General features: G+C 68.1%; 12 protein-coding genes and 1 pseudogene. 6 read left to right on the forward strand and 7 right to left on the reverse strand.

The annotated features are described in order from the left end of the window. The first annotated feature begins 14 nt into the window (after window positions 1-14). A complete protein-coding gene (locus ACQP17_RS33750) occupies window positions 15-752 on the forward strand; it encodes a VOC family protein (RefSeq protein WP_433859722.1) in 738 nt (245 codons plus the stop codon). A gap of 110 nt (window positions 753-862) precedes the next feature. Here ACQP17_RS33750 and ACQP17_RS33755 read toward each other — a convergent pair whose 3' ends face one another. Further along, the gene (locus ACQP17_RS33755) at window positions 863-1,642 is read right to left on the reverse strand and encodes an SDR family NAD(P)-dependent oxidoreductase (protein ID WP_433859723.1); all 780 of its coding nucleotides are present in this window, start codon (window positions 1,640-1,642) and stop codon (window positions 863-865) included. Window positions 1,643-2,131: 489 nt separating this feature from the next. Between ACQP17_RS33755 and ACQP17_RS33760 the strand changes: the two genes are divergently transcribed. After that, on the forward strand, window positions 2,132-3,562 hold the full coding sequence (locus ACQP17_RS33760) for an amidase (protein WP_433859724.1): 1,431 nt from the start codon (window positions 2,132-2,134) through the stop codon (window positions 3,560-3,562). Window positions 3,563-3,786: 224 nt separating this feature from the next. Continuing rightward, entirely contained in the window at window positions 3,787-4,608 is an 822-nt protein-coding gene (locus ACQP17_RS33765; protein WP_433859725.1) for a maleylpyruvate isomerase family mycothiol-dependent enzyme, read from the forward strand. On the opposite strand, the pseudogene ACQP17_RS33770 reads toward ACQP17_RS33765, so the two are convergent. Further along, window positions 4,595-5,527, reverse strand: a pseudogene (locus ACQP17_RS33770) (aldo/keto reductase). The gene ACQP17_RS33765 and the pseudogene ACQP17_RS33770 sit on opposite strands and share 14 nt — an antisense overlap. Window positions 5,528-6,001: 474 nt before the next feature. Between ACQP17_RS33770 and ACQP17_RS33775 the strand changes: the two are divergent. After that, on the forward strand, window positions 6,002-6,382 hold the full coding sequence (locus ACQP17_RS33775; protein ID WP_433859726.1) for a peptidase inhibitor family I36 protein: 381 nt from the start codon (window positions 6,002-6,004) through the stop codon (window positions 6,380-6,382). A 252-nt stretch (window positions 6,383-6,634) separates the two neighbouring features. Here ACQP17_RS33775 and ACQP17_RS33780 read toward each other — a convergent pair whose 3' ends face one another. Beyond that, on the reverse strand, window positions 6,635-7,582 hold the full coding sequence (locus tag ACQP17_RS33780; RefSeq protein ID WP_433859727.1) for a hypothetical protein: 948 nt from the start codon (window positions 7,580-7,582) through the stop codon (window positions 6,635-6,637). A 591-nt stretch (window positions 7,583-8,173) separates the two neighbouring features. On the opposite strand from ACQP17_RS33780, the gene ACQP17_RS33785 reads away from it, so the two are divergent. Further along, window positions 8,174-9,175, forward strand: a complete 1,002-nt coding sequence (locus tag ACQP17_RS33785; RefSeq protein WP_433859728.1) for a hypothetical protein — start codon at window positions 8,174-8,176, stop codon at window positions 9,173-9,175. 284 nt (window positions 9,176-9,459) lie between these two features. Here ACQP17_RS33785 and ACQP17_RS33790 read toward each other — a convergent pair whose 3' ends face one another. The 3 genes from ACQP17_RS33790 to ACQP17_RS33800 all read right to left on the reverse strand — a co-directional run bounded on the left by ACQP17_RS33790 (window position 9,460) and on the right by ACQP17_RS33800 (window position 14,557). Further along, the gene (locus tag ACQP17_RS33790) at window positions 9,460-12,102 is read right to left on the reverse strand and encodes a SpoIIE family protein phosphatase (RefSeq protein WP_433859729.1); all 2,643 of its coding nucleotides are present in this window, start codon (window positions 12,100-12,102) and stop codon (window positions 9,460-9,462) included. A gap of 579 nt (window positions 12,103-12,681) precedes the next feature. Then, window positions 12,682-13,548 carry a YihY/virulence factor BrkB family protein gene (locus ACQP17_RS33795; RefSeq protein ID WP_433859730.1) on the reverse strand — a complete coding sequence of 289 codons (867 nt, stop codon included), beginning with the start codon at window positions 13,546-13,548 and terminating at the stop codon, window positions 12,682-12,684. 436 nt (window positions 13,549-13,984) lie between these two features. Further along, window positions 13,985-14,557, reverse strand: a complete 573-nt coding sequence (locus ACQP17_RS33800) for a helix-turn-helix domain-containing protein (protein WP_433859731.1) — start codon at window positions 14,555-14,557, stop codon at window positions 13,985-13,987. 169 nt (window positions 14,558-14,726) lie between these two features. Here ACQP17_RS33800 and ACQP17_RS33805 point away from each other — a divergent pair, with 169 nt between their 5' ends. Beyond that, on the forward strand, window positions 14,727-15,857 hold the full coding sequence (locus ACQP17_RS33805; RefSeq protein ID WP_433859732.1) for an aminotransferase: 1,131 nt from the start codon (window positions 14,727-14,729) through the stop codon (window positions 15,855-15,857). 174 nt (window positions 15,858-16,031) lie between these two features. Here ACQP17_RS33805 and ACQP17_RS33810 read toward each other — a convergent pair whose 3' ends face one another. Further along, window positions 16,032-18,887 carry an AMP-binding protein gene (locus tag ACQP17_RS33810; RefSeq protein ID WP_433859733.1) on the reverse strand — a complete coding sequence of 952 codons (2,856 nt, stop codon included), beginning with the start codon at window positions 18,885-18,887 and terminating at the stop codon, window positions 16,032-16,034. Window positions 18,888-18,897 lie beyond the last annotated feature (10 nt).

The raw sequence follows: 18,897 nt of genomic DNA on the forward strand, positions 1-18,897 counted from the left end.
ATAGGCTCGGCAGTATGGCGACACGGCTTGTTCAAATCGCGATGAACGCTCGGGACGACTCCGCGCTCGGCCGGTTCTGGGCGGAGGCGCTCGGGTGGGGCCTCGACAGCGAGGGACCCGGCGAGACCAACCTCGAACCCGTGGGTTTCATCTACCCCGACCCCGTCGCCCTCTGCATCGACGTCCTTCGCGTCCCGGAACCCAAGACCGTGAAGAACCGGGTGCACGTAGACCTCGCCACCACCTCCGCGGCCCATCAGGCAGAGCTGGTCGCACGTCTCAAGGATCTCGGTGCGACCCCCGCCGACGTGGGCCAGGGCGAGGTCCCGTGGACGGTCCTCGCCGACCCGGAGGGCAACGAGTTCTGCGTGCTGGAGCCGCGGCCGGTCTACCAAGACACCGGCCCGATGGCCGCCGTGGTGGTCGACTGTACGGACCCGCGGACCATGGCCCGGTTCTGGGGTGAGGCGATGGACTGGACCCTGTACGAGTCCACTGACGACCGCGCCGTGCTGCGCTCCGCCCAGAGCGTCGGCCCGTACCTGGAGTTCCTCCGCACCCCCGACGCGAAGACCGTGAAGAACCGCACCCACCTCGACCTCCGCCCGTACCCCGGCGACGATCAAGCAGCGGAAGTGGCCCGACTGCGCACCCTTGGCGCCACCGTCGTCGACCTCGGCCAGGGCGACGTGCCATGGACGGTCCTCGCCGACCCGGAGGGCAACGAGTTCTGCGTCCTCACCCCGCGCTGAATCGGAGCCACCGGCCAAGCGTCGCGTGCGGGTCCGCCTGCCGAGGTCTGCCGTCGGGTGCGACGGGTGGCAGCCGTCCGTCGTCGCACCGCCCCGCCCGCACGCCGACCTCAGTGCACGGAGAGGCCGCCGTCGACGAAGAGTGCCTGGCCGGTGACGTAGGCGGAGGCGCGGCTCGCCAGGAACACCGCCGCGCCGGCGAAGTCCTCGGCCAGTCCATTGCGCCCGGTCATCGTGCGGGCCGCCAGCGCCTTGACGGTCTCGGGGTCGGACCACAACCGCTTGTTGAGCGGCGTCATCACGAAGCCTGGCACCAGCGTGTTGCACGTGACCCCGTACGGCGACCAGGCCTCGGCCTGCGAACGGGCCAGTGACTCCAACGCGCCCTTCGACACACCGTAGGCGCCGCTCTGGACGAACGCGCGATGTGCCTGCTGCGAGGTGATGTGGATGATGCGGCCGAAGCCCCGCTCTGCCATGCCGGGACCGAATCGCTGGCTCAGCAGGTGCGGCGCTTCCAGGTTCACCGCCATCGTGGCGTCCCAGACCTCGTCGTCCAATTCACCCATCGGCGGCCGCAGATTGATCCCGGCGGAGTTGACCAGGATGTCCGGCTCCCCGAATGCCGCGGCGGCCTCCTCGGCCGCGGTGCGCACACCGTCGCGGGAACCGAGGTCCGCGCTCACCCACGCAGCGCGGCAGCCCTGATTCTTCAACTCATCGACAGTGCGGATGAGTTCGGCCTCGCGGCGCGCGATGATCGCCACGCTCGCCCCGGCGCGCGCGAGGGCTTCGGCGATGCCCCGGCCGATGCCGGAACTACCGCCGGTCACCACCGCCACCCGGCCGTCCAGCGAGAACAATTCGGAGAGGTACGCCTGCGAAGTCATGGCAGCACCCTAATACTCCAGCGGTGGGTGGTGATCTTGCTGGTCGCAGGCCTGAGCCGACTCCGTCCGCATCACGAATCCGATGCGCCACCCGCCACGAATCGATGCGCTACCCGCCGCGAAATCAGGCTCCGAGCCGCCCGAGAACTCGACTCCGCCGACCCACGTCCGAACCGTCAGGCAGACCCAGACCCAGACCCAGACCCAGACCCAGACCCAGACCCCGACCCCGACCCAGACCCAGACCCAGACCCAGACCCAGACCCAGACCCCGACCCCGACCCCGACCCCGACCCCGGCCCCAATCCCCACTGCGCACGACCACTGGCACAACGACCGAAATTCACCTAGAGACCACCTCCCCGCAGCCGACCATCGCCTCATGCCTCCCACCTTCGGATAGCGTGTTCACGCGCCTCCCGCAGGGCGCATTCCCTGCCCAACAACGCAACGGAGTTCGGATTCCATGGTTTCGGACGGCGGAAATCGATGACCCCGACCGACCTCTGCTTCCTGGACGCCACTGATCTGGCGGCCCGCATCCGGACGCGCGATGTGTCCCCGCTGGAGGTCGTCCAAGCGCACCTCGACCGGATCGACAGGCTCAATCCGGGCCTCAACGCCGTGGTGACGGTGACCGCCGAGCAGGCCCTCGACGCCGCGAAGTCCGCGCAGGAAGCCGTCGTGAGCGGTGAGCCGCTCGGGCCGCTGCACGGCGTCCCGTTCACCATCAAGGACTCGCTCGATTCGGCCGGTGTCCGGACCATGCGCGGCTCGCACCTCTTCGCCGACCACGTCCCGGACCGGGACGCGACCACGGTGGCCCGCTTCAAGGCGGCCGGCGCGATCCCGATCGGCAAGACCAACCTGCCGGAGTTCTCGTACTGGACGGAGAGCGACAACCTCGTCTCCGGCCGCTCCCTCAACCCGTGGGACCCGGATCGGACCCCCGGCGGGTCGAGCGGTGGGGAAGCGGCAGCCATCGCCGCCGGACTGTCGCCGATCGGCCTCGGCAGCGACGTCGCGATCTCCATGCGCGGGCCGGCCCACTACACCGGCATCGTCGCACTCAAGGCGACCCACGGCCGTATCCCCTTCACCGGCCACTGGCCGGACGTCCTGCGCCGTTACTGGCACGTGGGCCCGATGGCGCGCACCGTCCGCGACATCGCCACCGCCTACTCGGTACTCGCCGACCCCGATGGTCAGGACGGCTACGCCGTGCACGCCCCGGGCACCGCCCCCGCCACCCCGGCCGGCACCGGGGGAGACGCGATCCCGGCGGACCGTCTGCGGATCGGATGGCTTGCGCAGTCCGGTTTCGGACCCGTGGATCCCGCGGTGGCGGCGACCGTGGCGGCCGCTGCGCAGGCCCTGGGCGAGACCGGCTGCCGGGTGACCGAAGTGCGCCTGCCGGAACTGGAGGCCCGCGATTACACGGCGCTGAGCGCGACGCTCTTCCTGCCGGAGATCCTCCTGTACTTCAAGGAGCACGCGGCGGGCCGCGAGGACGAACTGCACGCGGTGCTGGCGCACACGCTGAAGCTCCCGGACGTCCCCCTCGGCGACTACGTCACGGCGCAGCGCACCGTCGAAGACCTGAAGTCGGCATTCGCGGCGTACTTCGCGCACCACGACGCACTGCTCTGCCCCGTGGTGACCATGCCCGCGCCCCCGCACGGTCGGAGCGAGTACGTCGTCGACGGGGTGACCGTCCCCGCCTGGAACGTCATGCGTGCCACCGTGCCGTTCAACCTGACCGGACTGCCGGCGCTCTCCGTGCCCTTCGGCGCAAGCCCCGAGGGACTGCCGATCGGCGTCCAACTGGTGACGAAGTGGAACGCCGAGGACACCCTTCTCCGTCTCGGCACCCTGTTGGAGTCCATGAGCCCGGTCCGGGAACGGCGCCCGGCGCTCTGACATCACCACGACACCCCTGCGCGGCGGGTGGCCGCCGGCCCCGACCGGGGCCGGCGGCCACCCGGTGACCTGCACCGGACCCTGCTCAGGGTCTTGTCTCAGCCTCCACCGCCTGTTCTTCTGTACCCCGGGTAACCCGTCTCACGTCCGCCGCCCGGTTGCCCGCCCGGCCCGCACGGGCACGGGAGGGCGGACAGCGGCACAGTGCACCGGAGGAGAACGTCGTGGCAGCAGCGGCCGATCAGGACATACGCGACACTCTGCCCGAGGGCCTCGGCGCGGCCATCCGCGACACCGCTGAAGAGATCGCCGCGCTCCTGCGCCCGGACACCGACATGGCGCGCCCGATACCCGGCTCGGAATGGAACATCGGGGAGGCGGCAGCGCATCTGGCACAGGCCAACGAGCTGATGGCCGATGTCGCCGCGGGGCACGCCCGCCGCTACGGCGACGGCACGCCGCAGAGCCTCGCCGCGGCCAATGAGCGCGCGCTCGCCGAGTTCGAGGAGCGCGGCGCCGAGCCCCTGGCCGCGATGATCGTGGCACAGGCCGAGGCCTACCTGAAGGCGGTGCGGGAAAGCGGCACGGACGAGACCGTTCTCACCCCACTGGGAACCATGAGCCCGGCCGTCCTGGGGTCGTATCTCCTCACGCACATGCTCGGACACGGCTACGACCTCGCCCGCGCACTCGGCCGTCCCCACATGATCAACCGCGCCCGCGTCGAGCTGACCCTGCCCTTCATGCTCACGGCCATGCCCCGGGTGACCGACACCGCCCGCACCACCGGCCTGACCGCGCGTTACGCGATCCGACTGTGGGGTGGTACCCGATTCGGGGTGATGGTGACCGACTCCGAGGTATCCGTGGACGCACAGCCGCCGGCCCGCCCGGACTGCACCATCGCCACCGAGCCGGTCACCTTCCTCCTGATGGCACTCGGCCGCCGCAACCAGTGGAACGCCATGGCCCGCGGCCACATCCTCACCTGGGGCCCCAAGCCCTGGCTCGCCCCCCGCTTCCCGGCCCTCTTCACGGCGCCCTGAACGAGGCGGGCGGCGGCAACGCGCCGAGACGGTCCCTCTCCTCCTCGGAGAGCCGCACCGCGCCCGCCGCCACGTTCTGCTCAAGGTGGTCCGGGTCACCGGTCCCCGGGATCGCCAGCACATGCGGCCCCTGCTGCAACGTCTAGGCCAGCCGGACCTGCGCGACGGACACCCCATGCGCCCGGGCAACGGCACACTCCGCCTCACTGCCATCGCCGGCCGGACCCGCCATGCGCCCGGCCCCGGCGATCGCGAAGAAGGGGACGAACGCGAGACCGAGCTCGCCACAGATCCGCAGCAGCGCCCGTTCTTCACCCAACGCACCGATTCCGTAAGGGTTTTGCACGCACACGACCGGGGCGATGGCGCGCGCCTCCGCCAGCTGCGCGGACGTCACATGGGAGACGCCCAGGTGCCGGATCAGACCGGCCTCCCGCAGTTCGGCCAACGCGCCGAAATGCTCACCGATCGACTCGGCCCGCCGGCTCGGCGGAACGCGCAAATTGACCACACCCAGGTGATCGAGGCCGAGTTGCCGCAAGTTCTCCTCCACCTGACCACGCAACTGCGCCGGATCGGCCCACCACCATGCCCCCGAAGGGTCACGGCCCGGCCAGACCTTGGTGCTGATGACCAGATCCTCCGGGTACGGCGCCAGAGCCTGATTGATCAGCTCGTTGGCGGACCGCGTCGCCGAGAAATAGAAGGCAGCGGTGTCGATGTGATTCACACCGAGTTCGACTGCCCGCCGCAGCACGCCGATCGCCCCCTCACGGTCGCGCGGCACACCTTGGGCGAAGGGCGCGGTACCCGTCAATCGCATCGCGCCGAATCCGACACGGTTGACGGTCAGATCACCGAGACGCCAAGTACCCGCAGCTGAAGCGGTGTTGTTGTTGTGTGAACTCACGACATGCATGACATGGATCTCCTCGTGGAGGCGGGGAACGGGATTCCGATGGACGAGCGCGACGCGCGTTCAGCTCGCGCGGAGCTCCCCGGTGCGGGGCCGTCAGCGCCGCAGTGGGGGCATGAAAAAAGCCTCCCCGGCGGATCGGAATCCGCACCGAGAAGGCTCACGTAATTGCCGGCATTCTAGCAGGGCGGGTAGGGCGACGCCCACCGCGGCCCCACCCTCGACGCGACCGGGACACGCACAACAGCGCACCAGCGCATGGGGTTTGCGCCCGGCGCACACGCTGCCATGCTCCAGCCGGTAAGGGTTCGGCAGGAATCGACCTGAGGATGCTCCTGGCGGCGGCCCATACTGGTGGCGTTCCGCAGACCGCCCTCAGCCCCCTGGCAGACCGTGACTTTCTTGCCCGCAAACGGCCCTGCTCGGCCGGTCGGGCCAGCGTCTGCGTTCCCACCAACGAGGAAAAGGAGCTTCTCCATGCGTCGCATCCACTCGTTCGTCACAGCCGCAGCTGCCCTGATCGCCGCTCTCGGCGTCATCCCCACCGCGGACGCGGCCCCCGTATCGTCCGGCAGCGTGGCGGCTTTCAACTGCACCCCCGGATACTTCTGCATCTACAGCGACTGGAACGGCCGGGGAACCCGCTGCCAGTGGTCGCAGGCCAAGAAGGCGAACACCGCCGACGACTGCTCCTTCATCCAGCGGGGACAGAACGTGCGCTCCGTATGGAACGCAACCGGACACCGCGTCCAGTACTACACGCAGACGAACTACCACGCACGCGTCGGCTCCACCCCCGCCAGGGCAGGCGGCAACCTGCAGGGCAGCTACCAGATTCGCTCCTTCCAACCCCAGTAAGCGCGCTGAGAGGTTTTCCCGGGGCCCGCTTCAGATGGTGATCTGGCGGCGGCTGAACGCTGTGCTATGCAAGGTTGGGCTCTGCCCCTGAAGTAGACCTGCCGCTCCTCCTCGGGAAGATCACCAAGGAGGAGCGGGCGGCCTCTCCGTCACGTCGACACTTTCCGAGGCTCTAGCTTGGAAAGAGGGCCGGGGGGTATCGCGCACTGAACGTGCTGATATGGACGGGGAATTGCACGGCGCCGGTCACTTTCATCGCACACGGCCGCTCCACCATGCGCTCTCACTCGGACCGGTCCACATACTCTTTCTGTCCGCCGCCAGGCTCAGGCTCGCCTCCACCGACATGCTCTTCGCCGCGCTCGATGGGAGCGAGAAGCCCTGCGTCATCTCCTTCTCCATCCCCGGCAGCAGCAGCGTTTTCCCCACGCCGCGGGAGTGATCTCCACCTTGGAAAATGGGGCCGGCCATCCGCCCGTCAGCGTCCTTGGCGCCGAGGCTCAAGAACTCCCCAAGATCGACGATGTTGGTAGAGACATTGCGGATCGTGACCTGCACAGCCACCGCCCGATGTTCCTGCGTATCACTGCCGTCGTTCATCGCCCGTGGTGTATACGGCTTGGGTGTCGAGACTGTCGCCTGCACCCCGTTCTTGAAGCACCAGGTGGTACGGAAGCTCACGGTCGAGGATGTCGGGGAACCGGCCTTGGCCCCGGAAGACGACGTCGTATGCGACGGGTCGTCCTGGGACTTCGTGTGCGACTGCTTGTCTTGGCAGGAGACTTGCTGAAAGGGGTCGGTCGCGGCCACGGCGCCATTGATGCACCACACGGTGGCCAGACCGCCAAGGACGGCACCCGTCAAGTACCTGCCCCGCGTATTGCCGTAGCCCTGCTTCACACGTCGAGCACCGAGGACTCCCAGGGCCAGAGCGGTGATCTCAAGGACGGTCGCCACCCAAAAGAGGAGTCGGGCAGGGCCGGCCGAACCCACGACACCCAGGAACGCGAGGATCGCGAAGCCGAGGCCGGCGAGGACAAGAGGGCCAGTGGCCCACCCCTTGCGAGACCGGGGGAGGGGAGCGGGCGGCCCGTGCGAGGCCGGCGCGGCCGAGCCGGCGTCGGAGCCGGGCGCGGCAGGAGACGACGGGTGATTCTCGCCAGAAGAGGGTTCCGTCTGCGGCGTGGGGGAGTCGGGCATTGCTACTCCGTTCTTACGGCAGGCTTTTCTCTCCAGACGGTCACAGCCACCCGCCGGTTGCGACCGTTTGGCGTGTGAAGCATTCAGGCACGGGTTGCTCACCTTGTACGCATCAGGCGGCCGAGGCGGGCACGGTGCAGCAGTCGGCTCGGGTGACGGAGGCACAGGCCGGCTCGACGCATCCGCGTTCGCCCAACGACAGCTTGCCCCTGCGCACTTCGACGGCGTGCCTCGTCCGGACATTGTGGGTGCGCGCCGAAGAATTCCGCGTTCTCTCCGCGACCGCGACGTGACCGTCCGTAGGAGAATGGCGCCCGCCGCGTCGTTGTTCGAGCCATTCCCGACAGTCCCATAAGCTACCGATCGGTTCTGGGCAACCGATTCCGAAGGGCTTCCGTCTCTGTGATTGACAGTGGCCAAACAGGCCCTGAAAACCACCGACGGCACCGGAATTCACCTGCTCGGGGCTCGGACCGCACAAGAGCTCCCGACGTGATGCAGTACTGCCTTTTCCTCGCCTTCTCCGTTGTGCTTTCGCCATGCGTACACGCATGGCGGGCCGGTCGGTGCCCCATGAAAGGAAATGCCGGTATGTCCATACCTTCCTCAGCTGCCGTTCGGCGTCAGCGCAGAAACAAAAGGGCGACAGTCGCTGCCGCCATCGCGTTCCTCTCCGGGGCGTCCGTGCTCGGTTCGCAGGCACCGGCTTTCGCGGACGAGAACCCGCCGGTGGCCACCGGCACCTATGAGACCGACGACAAGATCGTGGCGGACTTGGCCAAGTGGACCCCGGTCTCGGACTCCGAGAGTGTGATGGGCCTGCCGACCGGACTCGCCGACAAGCAGGTCAACCTCTCGGATGTGAAGGGAGGGAACGTCAACTACGACCCTGATCAGGCCATCAAGGACGCTCAGGATGCGGCCAAGAAGTTCGCGGAGGACCCCGGCACCAAGGAGCCGGCCCGCGAAAGCGCCAAGAGGCTGTACGGCCCCATCCCGGGCCTCACGGAGTCGGCGAACTCCGCGGCTCCCGTCTTCACCGGCAAAGACGGGTACAAGGATGAATGGACCGGTGAGAATCTTGAACAGCTCTGCAATCGGCAGAACGCCGACCCCGCGCGGGTGGGTCAGAAGCCACCGTGTGCCTTCGTTGGAAAGGCCACCGAAAAGTACCCGGTCATGGGGCCGGCCGGAGATGCCCTGGCCGGCGGCGGAAAGCTGATCTACAAGGTCTCCAGCTCGGTGACTGACGAGAAGAGCGAGACCGAGGGCTGGTCGGTCGGCGGAAAATTCACGCCCAAGGTCGGCGACGGGAAGAGCGAGGTCGGGGGAGAGCTGAACTTCGCCTACAGCTACTCATCCACCTCCACCAAGAGGCTGCAGAGCACCCTGGAAACCGACACCGAAATCACCGTGCCCGACGGCAAGATGGGCTCGATGGAGCCTCGGGGTAACGGCGCCTATTACACCGGCTACATCGTCTACCGGCAGAACAACGACACCGAGCAGAGGATGGTGGCCGTTCCGGCCAGGGTCTACGTCCAGGCCCACGACAGCACCAGCCCCGTCACCTGGTTCAAGCGCATCAAGTAGGGCTCCACTCCACCCACGCCCGTCGCGCCGCGGTCTCGTCGGGCCGCAACCGCACGGCAGTCGACGCCGGCACCCCGTTGCCCGAGCCCGGCTCCGTCGTGGAGGGGCGGCGCAAGCCCACCGCGAACACAGTGCGGCCCCGATCCCGGCCTGCCGGACCGGGGCCGCACTGTGGAGGCCGGCGGTGAGGTGGCGGGGCGCCGGCGGTGGGGCCTCGGCGCCGGCGGTAGAGGGAGCGCCCCGTGCCGTCGGTTGACCCGTCGGTCGGGGTGTCCGCAGGGGCGTCATTCGGAGATTTTCTGTTCGGTCCACAGGACCTTTCCCGCGGCGGTGTAGCGGACGCCCCAGTGCTCGGCGAACTGGGAGATGAGGTAGAGGCCCCGTCCTCCCTCGTCGGTGGTGGCGGCTCTGCGCAAATGCGGCGAGGTGCTGCTGTTGTCGTAGACCTCGCAGATCAGGCTGATGTCGCGGATGAGTCGGACGTGGATGGTTCCGGCGGAGTAGCGGATGGCGTTGGTGACCAGTTCGCTGATGATCAACTCGGTGGTGAAGGCTTCGTCGCCGAGGTGCCACTCCGCCAGCTTGCGGCTCGTTGCCGCGCGCAGGCCGGCCACGGCTTCGGGCTCGGGTACGAGATCCCATTCGGCTACGTTCTCCGTGCTCAGGGCGCGAGTGCGGGCCACCATGAGTGCGACGTCGTCGCGGGGGGTGTCGGGCACCACGGTGGTCAGGATCGCGTCGCAGATCTCTTCGGGGCCACCGGGGGACTGCGCCAGGACGCGGTGCAGGGCGGTCAGCCCCTTTTCGATGCCCTGGGTGCGGTCTTCGATGAGCCCGTCGGTGAACAGGACAATGTCGCTTCCCTCGGGTACGTGCACCTCGGTGACTTCGAACGGGAGGCCGCCCAAGCCGAGGCCCAGTGGTGGGCCCACGGGCAGGTCCGGGCTCTGCACGGTGCGGTCGGGGCTGATGAAGAGGGGGGCAGGGTGGCCTGCCAGCGCGACGGAGCAGTTGCGTGCGACCGGGTCGTAGATGGCATAGAGGCAGGTGGCGCCGGCCAACGTGGTGTTCTCCGGCTGGTGGTTGCGGTCGGACTCCGTCCTGGTGACGAGTTCGTCCAGGTGCGTGAGGAGTTCGTCGGGGGGCAGGTCGAGGGCGGAGAAGTTGTGGACGGCGGTGCGTAGTCGTCCCATGGTGGCGGCGGCCTGCAGGCCGTGGCCGACGACGTCGCCGACCACCAGGGCCACGCGGGCACCGGGGAGGGGGATGATGTCGAACCAGTCGCCGCCGGCGTCGGCCTGTGCCGGGAGGTAGCGGTGGGCTACCTCGAGTGCGTTCTGCTGAGGCAGGGTGTGCGGCAGCAGGCTGCGCTGGAGGGTCACGGCGAGGGTGTGCTCGCGGGTGAAGCGGCGTGCGTTGTCCAGGCTGATGGCTGCTCGGGCGGTGAGTTCCTCGGCGAACGAGAGGTCTTCGCCGTCGAAGGGCTCGGGTTTGTCCGACCTGAGGAAGGTGGCCATTCCGAGGGTCTCGCCGCGTGCGAGCAGGGGAGCGGTGATCAGCGAGTGAATCCCGTAGGCCAGGACATCCGCGGTGAGGTCGGGGTTTTGATGACGCCAGCCGGTGGATTCGCTCAGCGAGGGCACGAGCACGGCGCTGCCGCTGCGGAAGCCGGAGGCGTGCGGTGTGGCGGCTTCGTAGCGCAGGAGGGTGTGGAGCGGGTAGAGGGGGTGGTCGTCCCTGATGCCGCTCACCGCGGTTCGGCACATCTTCGAAGCGGGCGTCGGCTCCCCTCCGCTCAGTACCCCGTCGGCCAGGTCGATGGTGACGAAGTCCGCGAAGTGGGCGCCCGCGAAGTCGGCCAGCTCCTGCGCGGTCTGCGTGACGTCCAAGGACCTGCCCACGTGATTTCCGGCGTCGTAGAGGAGCTTCAGACGCCGGCGTGTGGCTTCGGCCTGGTCGCCGAGGATGCGCAGTTCGGTGGTGTCCCGGAGCGTGGCGACGCTGCCCGCGGGCCCGCCGTTCTGCTGGGTGGACCTGTGGTTCACCGCGAGGAGACGGTCTCCCACCGGAATGACCTTGTCCTCCGCCGGATCGTCGGAGGTCAGAAGCTGGACGAGGCGGGGTTCGAGGCGGAGGTCCCGTACCCGTGCTCTTTCAGCATCCTTGGGGAGGCTCAACAGCCGACGTGCCTCGTCGTTGGCGAGTACGAGCCGTTCCTCGCCGTCGAGGATCACCACTCCTTCTTTGACGGCATGCAGGACCGCATCGTGGTGTTCGTACATCCGCGCCAGCTCAGCGGGGTCCAGCCCCCGGGTCTGACGACGCAGCCGCCTGGTCACCAGAACTGTGCCCCCCACGGCAACGAGCACGGCAATCACGCCGGTGCTCACCAGCAAGGGCAGTTGGCGGGTCACGGCGCTGGGCACCTCGCCGATGCGCAGTCCCGCCGAGGCCAGACCCACCACACGACCGTCACCGCCCACGATCGGTGCGACGGCCTGGACGAAACGCCCGGCCTTGTCGTCCAGCGTCTCCACCACGACCTCACCGCGCTGGGCAGGGCCGATGGCGCCGATGAACTGCTTCCCGATGAGACTCGGCCGGGGATGGGTGAGGCGCACGCCCTTCGGTGTGGTGACGACGATGAAGTCGACGTCGGCAACCTTGCGTGCCTTTTCCGCCCTGGGTTGCAGCTCTGCCGAGGGGTCAGGGTCATCCATCGCCTTCACGACCCCCGTGGCGGTGGCGAACGTCTCGGCGACGGACCGTGCCCGGGCCTGTGCTTCATCCGTGCTGTCACGCTTCGACTGCACAACGGTCTCGAAGACCGCCACGCCGAGCAGCAGCGACACCATGATCGCCTGCAGCACGAACACCTGACCGGCGAGACTCTTCAACCACGCGCGCATCCGTGACAGGCGGCTCATCCCTCACCTCGCATAAGACGAGTAACAATGCGGCCGACGAGTGACTGGTGGAGTGAGGGTCAACGTGGGCACGCCGTGACTCTCCCTCACGAGGCGACGTGGGTACGCCCGCGACCCGCACTTCGCCGACAAGCCCACTCCCACGGCCCGCCCATGGCATCGCGGACCGGGAAGCCGAGGTGCGCAGTGCGGTGGAGGCCGGTGGGTGGGTGCTGCCGGAGGTAGTGGCCGCCGCGCGAGCCGGGCCGCCGGGCTCGTCGGCCGCTGAGGACGACTCCGAGCTGCCTCGGACCGGCCACCCGGGCGCGACCGGACTTCGTGACGGGTCCGGAGCCGGGGTGGATGAGTCATTCCGCGACGAGCTGCTCCTCGCCGGCCTCGCGCTCCTCGATCAGACCCTCGGCCCGGCAAGCCTGTCGAGAGGTGCACGGTCGAAGTGGGGGAGCCCATGCGGCGGTTCGATCCCGGGGACACGGTCGTGCGCAGGGACATCCATCCATCGCTACCGGGTGTGGACCGTGGCTGCGCTGTGTGTCGTCGAGGAGCACCTCGACGACGGGCCCGGTGCGTACGGGGTCGTCAGAGCTTGCGGGTGTCGCGGGGCTCGGCATAGTGCTCGTCGTCCGGGGGGAGGCCGTGTTCGATGGCACGTCCGCGTTCACGTTCGGCGTTGAACTCCAGCCCGAGCAGGATCGCGATGTTGGTGAGCCACAGCCAGATCAGCGCGACGATGGGGGTGGCGAAGGCGCCGTAGGTCTTGTTGTAGCTGCTGAAGTTGGCGGAGTACAGGGCGAACAGCACCGAGGCGATCAGCCAGATGACCACGGCGAGGATGCCGCCGGGCAGCATGTGCCGGATGCGGCTCTTGACGTTCGGGGCCGCCCAGTAGAGCACCATCACGGTCAGCGCGACCAGAACGAGCATGACCGGCCACTTCGCGATGTTCCACACGGTCACCGCCGTGTCGCCCAGCCCCAAGGCCGTTCCTGTCTTCTGGGCCAGGGGGCCGGTGAACACGACGCCGACCGCGGTGAGGGCCAGGAGGACCACCACGGCCACGGTGATGCCGAATCGGACTCGCAGCGTCTTCCACATCGGCCGGCCCTCCCCGATGTCGTAGACGGCATTGGACGCCCGCATGAAGGCGGCGACGTAGCCGGACGCCGACCACAGCGCCAGCACCACACCGATGATCAAAGCGACCAGGGCCTTTCCCTGACCGCTTTTCAGTTGTTCCAGCACGGTGGTGAGGAGGGTGCGCACGGATCCGGGTGCGACGCTGGAGAGGTTCTTGATCAGTGTGTCGATGGTGGACGGGCCCAGCAGACCCAGAATGGACACCAGAGCCAGCAGGGCCGGGAAGATCGCGAGGACTCCGTAGTAGGTCAGGGCAGCCGCCCAGTCCGTGAGGTTGTCCTCCTTGAACTCCCGCAAGGTGCGTTTCACGGTGCCCCCGGCCATGCCACCCCTCATGGCATCTTGCCGGGACGGACGCCGGGCATCGCCGCCGTCAGGACCCCCGCCGGTACGGGACGGGCGCCCCGCGCTGTCACCGTCACCGTCCGGACGCCGGTGGGCGCCACGGCCGTGGTGAGCGCCGTCGGCGTCGTGTGCCCGGTCCGGATCATGAGGGGAAGGCGTGGCCACCGTGACTCCTTCGGCAAGTTCCTGCCGGCCGGCAACACCTGCGAGGGGCGCCGTCCACCGAGGCGGTCGGAGGACCGCACCCTCATCACACCTGCAGAGCTGGATGCCCGGCGCCCGGATGGCACCCACTTGCACCAACCGATCCCACCTACGGGTGGAAGCGCCGACCCTGCCAGGCGGGCGGTTGCGGGGCGTCGGCGTGCCGGGTGGATGTCGATCGACGCCGGCCAGGGGGTCAGGCGCCGGTGACGACCCGCATGAAGACGACCGGGCCGGCGCCCTCGTTGCGGTAGGCGTACTCCTGATCGCTGGGGAGGACGGCGCTCTGCCCGGGTTCCAGCACACGGGTGCCGGCCTGAAGTGCCAGGGTCAGACGTCCGGCCAGGACGTGGTGGATTTCCCGGGCGCCCGGCCGGTCGGGCTCGGCGTCGTAGTGCCCACCGGGTGCCAGGGTCCAGCGCCACAGTTCGGCCCGCGGGCTCTGGGTGGCGCCCAGGAGGAGCGCCTCGCTGCCGTCCGGGGTCTGCCACACGAGTGTCCCCTCGGCATCCGTGCCCGCCGGGTCGCTCTCGGGCAGGGCAAGGGCGGCGAAGTCGGTGTCCAGGGCGCGTGCGACACGGTCGACGGTGGCGAGGCTGGGATTGGCCTGGCCCAGCTCGATGTCGGTGAGCATCCGTCGGCTGACCTTGCCGGCCTCGGAGAGCTGCTGCACGGTCCAGCCGCGCTGCTTGCGCAGCGTGCGGATGCGTTCTCCGATGCGGGTGACGAACTGCTGAGTGGCGTTGCTGGCGGCGACCTCACTGCTCATGGCGAGAATTATAGTGCGCAAAAGCGTTGCCAAGGTTTCTGGATGGGCAATATATTGCCCAGGCCGCTGACCACCGCACGGCCACCACCGTGCCGCCCACCGGACCGCCGCGGGCCACCGCATGGCCGCCCCACCGGAACGACGACGGTGCGACGAAGGGACAACTGACGTGAAGATCCGCGAATTCGCCGTCGAGCAGTGGATGAACGACCACGAGGAGACCTGCCGGTACAACCTGGCCGAGACCTGCGTCCGGTCACTCACCACCGGCGAGCTGCTGGAGCTGTCCGGCCGACGCGAGGAGGTGCTGTCCGAGATGGAGGCCACCCCGCTCACCTACGGGCCGATCCCCGGCAGCCCGCGCCTGCGCGCTCTGATCGCCGGTCTGTACCGGACCCAGTCCCTGGACAACGTCCTGATCACCCACGGGGCGATCGGTGCCAACGCACTCGTGCACGCCACCCTCGTCGATCCGGGCGACCATGTCGTTTCCGTGGTCCCCACCTACCAACAGCACTACTCCATCCCGGACAGCTACCACGCCCGCGTCGACCCTCTGCCACTGAGCGAGGAAGACGGGTGGCTGCCCGATCTCGACGCACTCGACCGCCTCGTCACCTCGGACACCAGGCTCATCGCCGTGAACAACCCCAACAACCCCACCGGCGCGCTCATCGACGAGGCCGGTCTGGCGCGCATCGCCAAGATCGCCGACCGGGTCGGAGCATGGGTGCTGTGTGACGAGGTCTACCGGGGCCTGGACCAGGCCGGTGACGGCTTCACGACCTCGATGGCCGACCTGTACGAGCGAGGCGTCTCCACCGGCAGCATGTCCAAGCCGTACTCGCTGGCCGGTCTGCGTCTGGGCTGGATCGTCGGCCCGACCGCGTTGTTGAAGGACGTCGCCACACACCGGGACTACACCACCATCAGTGTCGGACGCATCGATGATCTGCTGGCCGGTGTCGCGCTGGAGAACAAGGACGCGATCCTGGCCCGCTCCCACCGGATCACCCGCACCAACCTGGCCGTCCTGGACGAGTGGCTCACCAGCCGCGAGGACATCAGCTGTGCGAGGCCGGCGTCGGGCACCACCGCGCTCCTGCGCTACCACGCCCCCATGGATTCCTACGAGTTCTGCACCCGCCTGCTGAAGGAGACCGGAGTCCTGGTCACCCCCGGCGCCGCGTTCGGCATCGAACGCACCGTGCGCATCGGGTTCGCGGACGACACCCGGACCCTGCGCACCGGCCTGCACCTGATCGGCCAGTTCCTCGACGACCTTGCCCGGACCGGATGACCTGTCGCGCGAGTGCAGCGGCCTCGACTCCGGGCCGCGCGCCCGGCTCGGGAGATACCGAGACGGGCGCGACAGCAAGCGAGGGATGAGCGAAATCGAAACGTTCGACAGCCCGGTTCACGTTGTCGGGCAGGGGGTGGTCCGCGTCGTGGGGGTGGCGGTTGCGGTCCTTGCTCACGTGCCGGGCGGCGCCTCGTGATGGGGTTCGTCGCCGTCACCCATGTTCCGGTCGATCTCCTGGCGGAAGACGGCCTGGAACGTGGCTACATGAGGTGGCGCGGTGAGTGTGTGGTGCTCTCCGGGTACCTGGACGTAGCGGGCAGGACCGGTCGAGTACTTGTCCCAGTAGCGCAGGTAGTCGAGCCACTCCTGCTCGGCCTGGGAGTCGGGGAGACCGTTGAACACGGGCAGCGGAGGAGGTGCGGCGCCGTGGAAGACGGTGATGGCCGGCACGGCACCTTCCGGTTCGTACTCGGCCCTGATCTTCTTCAGGCTGTCAGCCAGCGTCATCCAGACCGTGAACTTCTCCAGGTCCATATCCAGATCGGCCACCCGCTTGCCCGGCGCCAGATCCAGGACCACCTGTACCTGCTGTCGCAGAGGCAGCCCCCTGAGTTTCCCGGGAAGCTCTCTCGACTGCTCCTTGCTGAGGAACCCGAGGAAGTGGGAAAGCACGGACACGGTCACGGAGAAGTCGAGACCGGTCAGCAGCGGTTGGAGGGCCGGGGGGAAGTCGATGCAGCCCAGGAAGGCGACCTGCTCGCCCCGGGCCTGGAGTTCTCTGGCGATGGCGAAGGCAACAATCCCGCCGGAGGAGTATCCGGCCAGTGCATAGGGGCCGTGTGGCTGCTTCTCCTGGATCGCGCGGGTATAGGTGGCAATCATCTCGTGATGGCTGCTGAAGGGGGTCTCGCCTTCGGTGAAGCCACGCGCGCGGATGGCATAGAAGGGCCTGTCGCCGGCGAAATGTCTGGCCAGGTCGAGAAGGACCAGCACTTCACCCGCGCCCGGATGGACACAGAAGAGCGGTGTCTTCGTCCCGGTGTGCTGCATCGGGACGAGCGGGTCGTAGTCGTCGTCGGTCTTCACCTTGGCCGAGGAGTTCTCCTCGAGACGGGCAGCGAGCGTGCGCGGTGTGGGCGCCGTGAGGAGATCGATGGTCTGGAGACGGGGGACGCCGAGGCGACGGCTCACGTGTCCCCGCAGCCGCAGCAGGTCCAGTGACGTTCCGCCGAGATCGAAGAAGTTGGCTGTCGCACTGACCGACGCAGGCGAGATACCGAAAATGTCGCCGTAAATCTCGGCGAGGGAATGCTCGTTCTTCGTTCGCGGAGGGGAGTGGTCTCCCATGCTCCGGCGTATCAGCTCGGCAGTCCCATGGACTTCCTCGTCGAAGTCCCCTGATGCCAGGCGGGCGCTCAGCTTCGACCGTGAGATCTTTCCCAAGCTGTTCTTGGCGAACTCCTCGCGGGCGAGCGGAAGGACGAGGGCGGGACGGAATCCCCAGTGCCTGACGACGGTGTCGCGGACCGCGGTCAGGGCTCGGCACAGAGCGGGATCGTCGTCGGCCGGAACCTGTGGATGGAAGGCGATGACCAGCTGTTCGGTGTCGCTTCCCGCCGGCCGGATGGGGAAGGCCGCCACGTAAGAGGAGGCCACCTCGTCGAGCTTTTCGACTGCGGTCTCGATCTCGTGGCTGAAGTAGCTGATTCCGTTCACCAGGATGGTGTCCTTGCTACGGCCCACCAACCGCACCCGGCCGTTGACAAGGCGGCCGAGGTCGCCGGTTCGGAACCATCCGTCGGAGGTGTGCGCCGAGCGGGTGGCTTCCTCGTTCCGGTAGTAGCCCGATGTAATCATCGGGCCACGGAGTTGCACCTCTCCGGTGTGGCCGTCGGGCACCGGGTTCCCCTGGGGGTCGGCCACTCGCATGTCCAGCGAGGCCACCGGGGTTCCCACACCGGCGAATTCCTGACCCGAGTCCACGTGGGGGAACTCGCTGGAGTAGATGATCCCGGCGCAGGTCTCCGTCATGCCGAACGCCGGCCACAAAGCGCCCGATCGCAGTCCGAACGGGGTGAAATTCTCCAGGAACGCCGAGCCTGTCGCACAGGGGACGGCTTCGCCGCCGCTGACGACATGTCTGAGGTGGGCGAGGTCCAGCTTGTCATCCGGAGAAATCTGCTGAGCGGCGGAGTTGACCAGCCCCAGCAGGAAGTTCGGAGAGAAGGTCGTCGTGACCCGGTGCCGCGAGATCAGGCGCAGGAACTCGATCGGGTCATCCAGGATGACCGATGACGGGACGTGCAGTTGGGAAGCCCCGAGGCAGACCGGGATGAGATGGAACTCCAGGAGTGCCGAGACGTGGTCGAACCCTATCCAGTTCATGACGACGTCCGCGGACGTGAGCCTGCGGGCCTGAATCTGAGCCGCCGCCGACGCCAGGAGGTTCGCATGGCTGAGCATCACGGCTTTGGCTTGACCTGTCGATCCCGAGGTCAGCATCAGCACGGCGAGGTCTTCAGGTGCCGCATCGTGGAATTCGTGGGAGGGGGAGCATTCCGACAGGCTCTCCACCGTGGCCATGGACAGGCCGGGTGCGCTGGGTATTTCGGCAGCCAACTGCTCGCTGGTTACCAGGAGTGGCTCATCCAGTAGTTGGTGAACGTGGTGGTGCTGCGCCGCAGCCTGTTCGATGCTTCCCACCGGCGGCGGCAGCGGACACGGTACGAAGCCTCCGAGCTGACATGCCCAGAAGCTGGGGAGGAGTGACGAGGCGTCGTCCATCCGCAGGAGGACTTTGTCTCCTGGCCGCAAGCCGAGATCCTGTAACCCCTTCAGAATGCGAAGGGACTGATCGAGAAGTTCGGGGTAGCTGCTGCGACGGAATCCTGTGCCGTTGCCGTTGCCGTTGCCGTTGCCGGCGTCGAAGTAGTACAGGTCAGCGTCGGTCGACCGCTGCGCGGCAGCAAGCAGCAGCTGACCGACGTTCCGTACCCCGCTGCTCGGCAGGTGATCTGTTGTCGTCATCGCAAGGGTC

The sequence above is a fragment of the Streptomyces kronopolitis genome (genome assembly GCF_050953795.1).
In the GTDB taxonomy this organism is placed as follows: Bacteria; Actinomycetota; Actinomycetes; order Streptomycetales; family Streptomycetaceae; genus Streptomyces; species Streptomyces kronopolitis_A.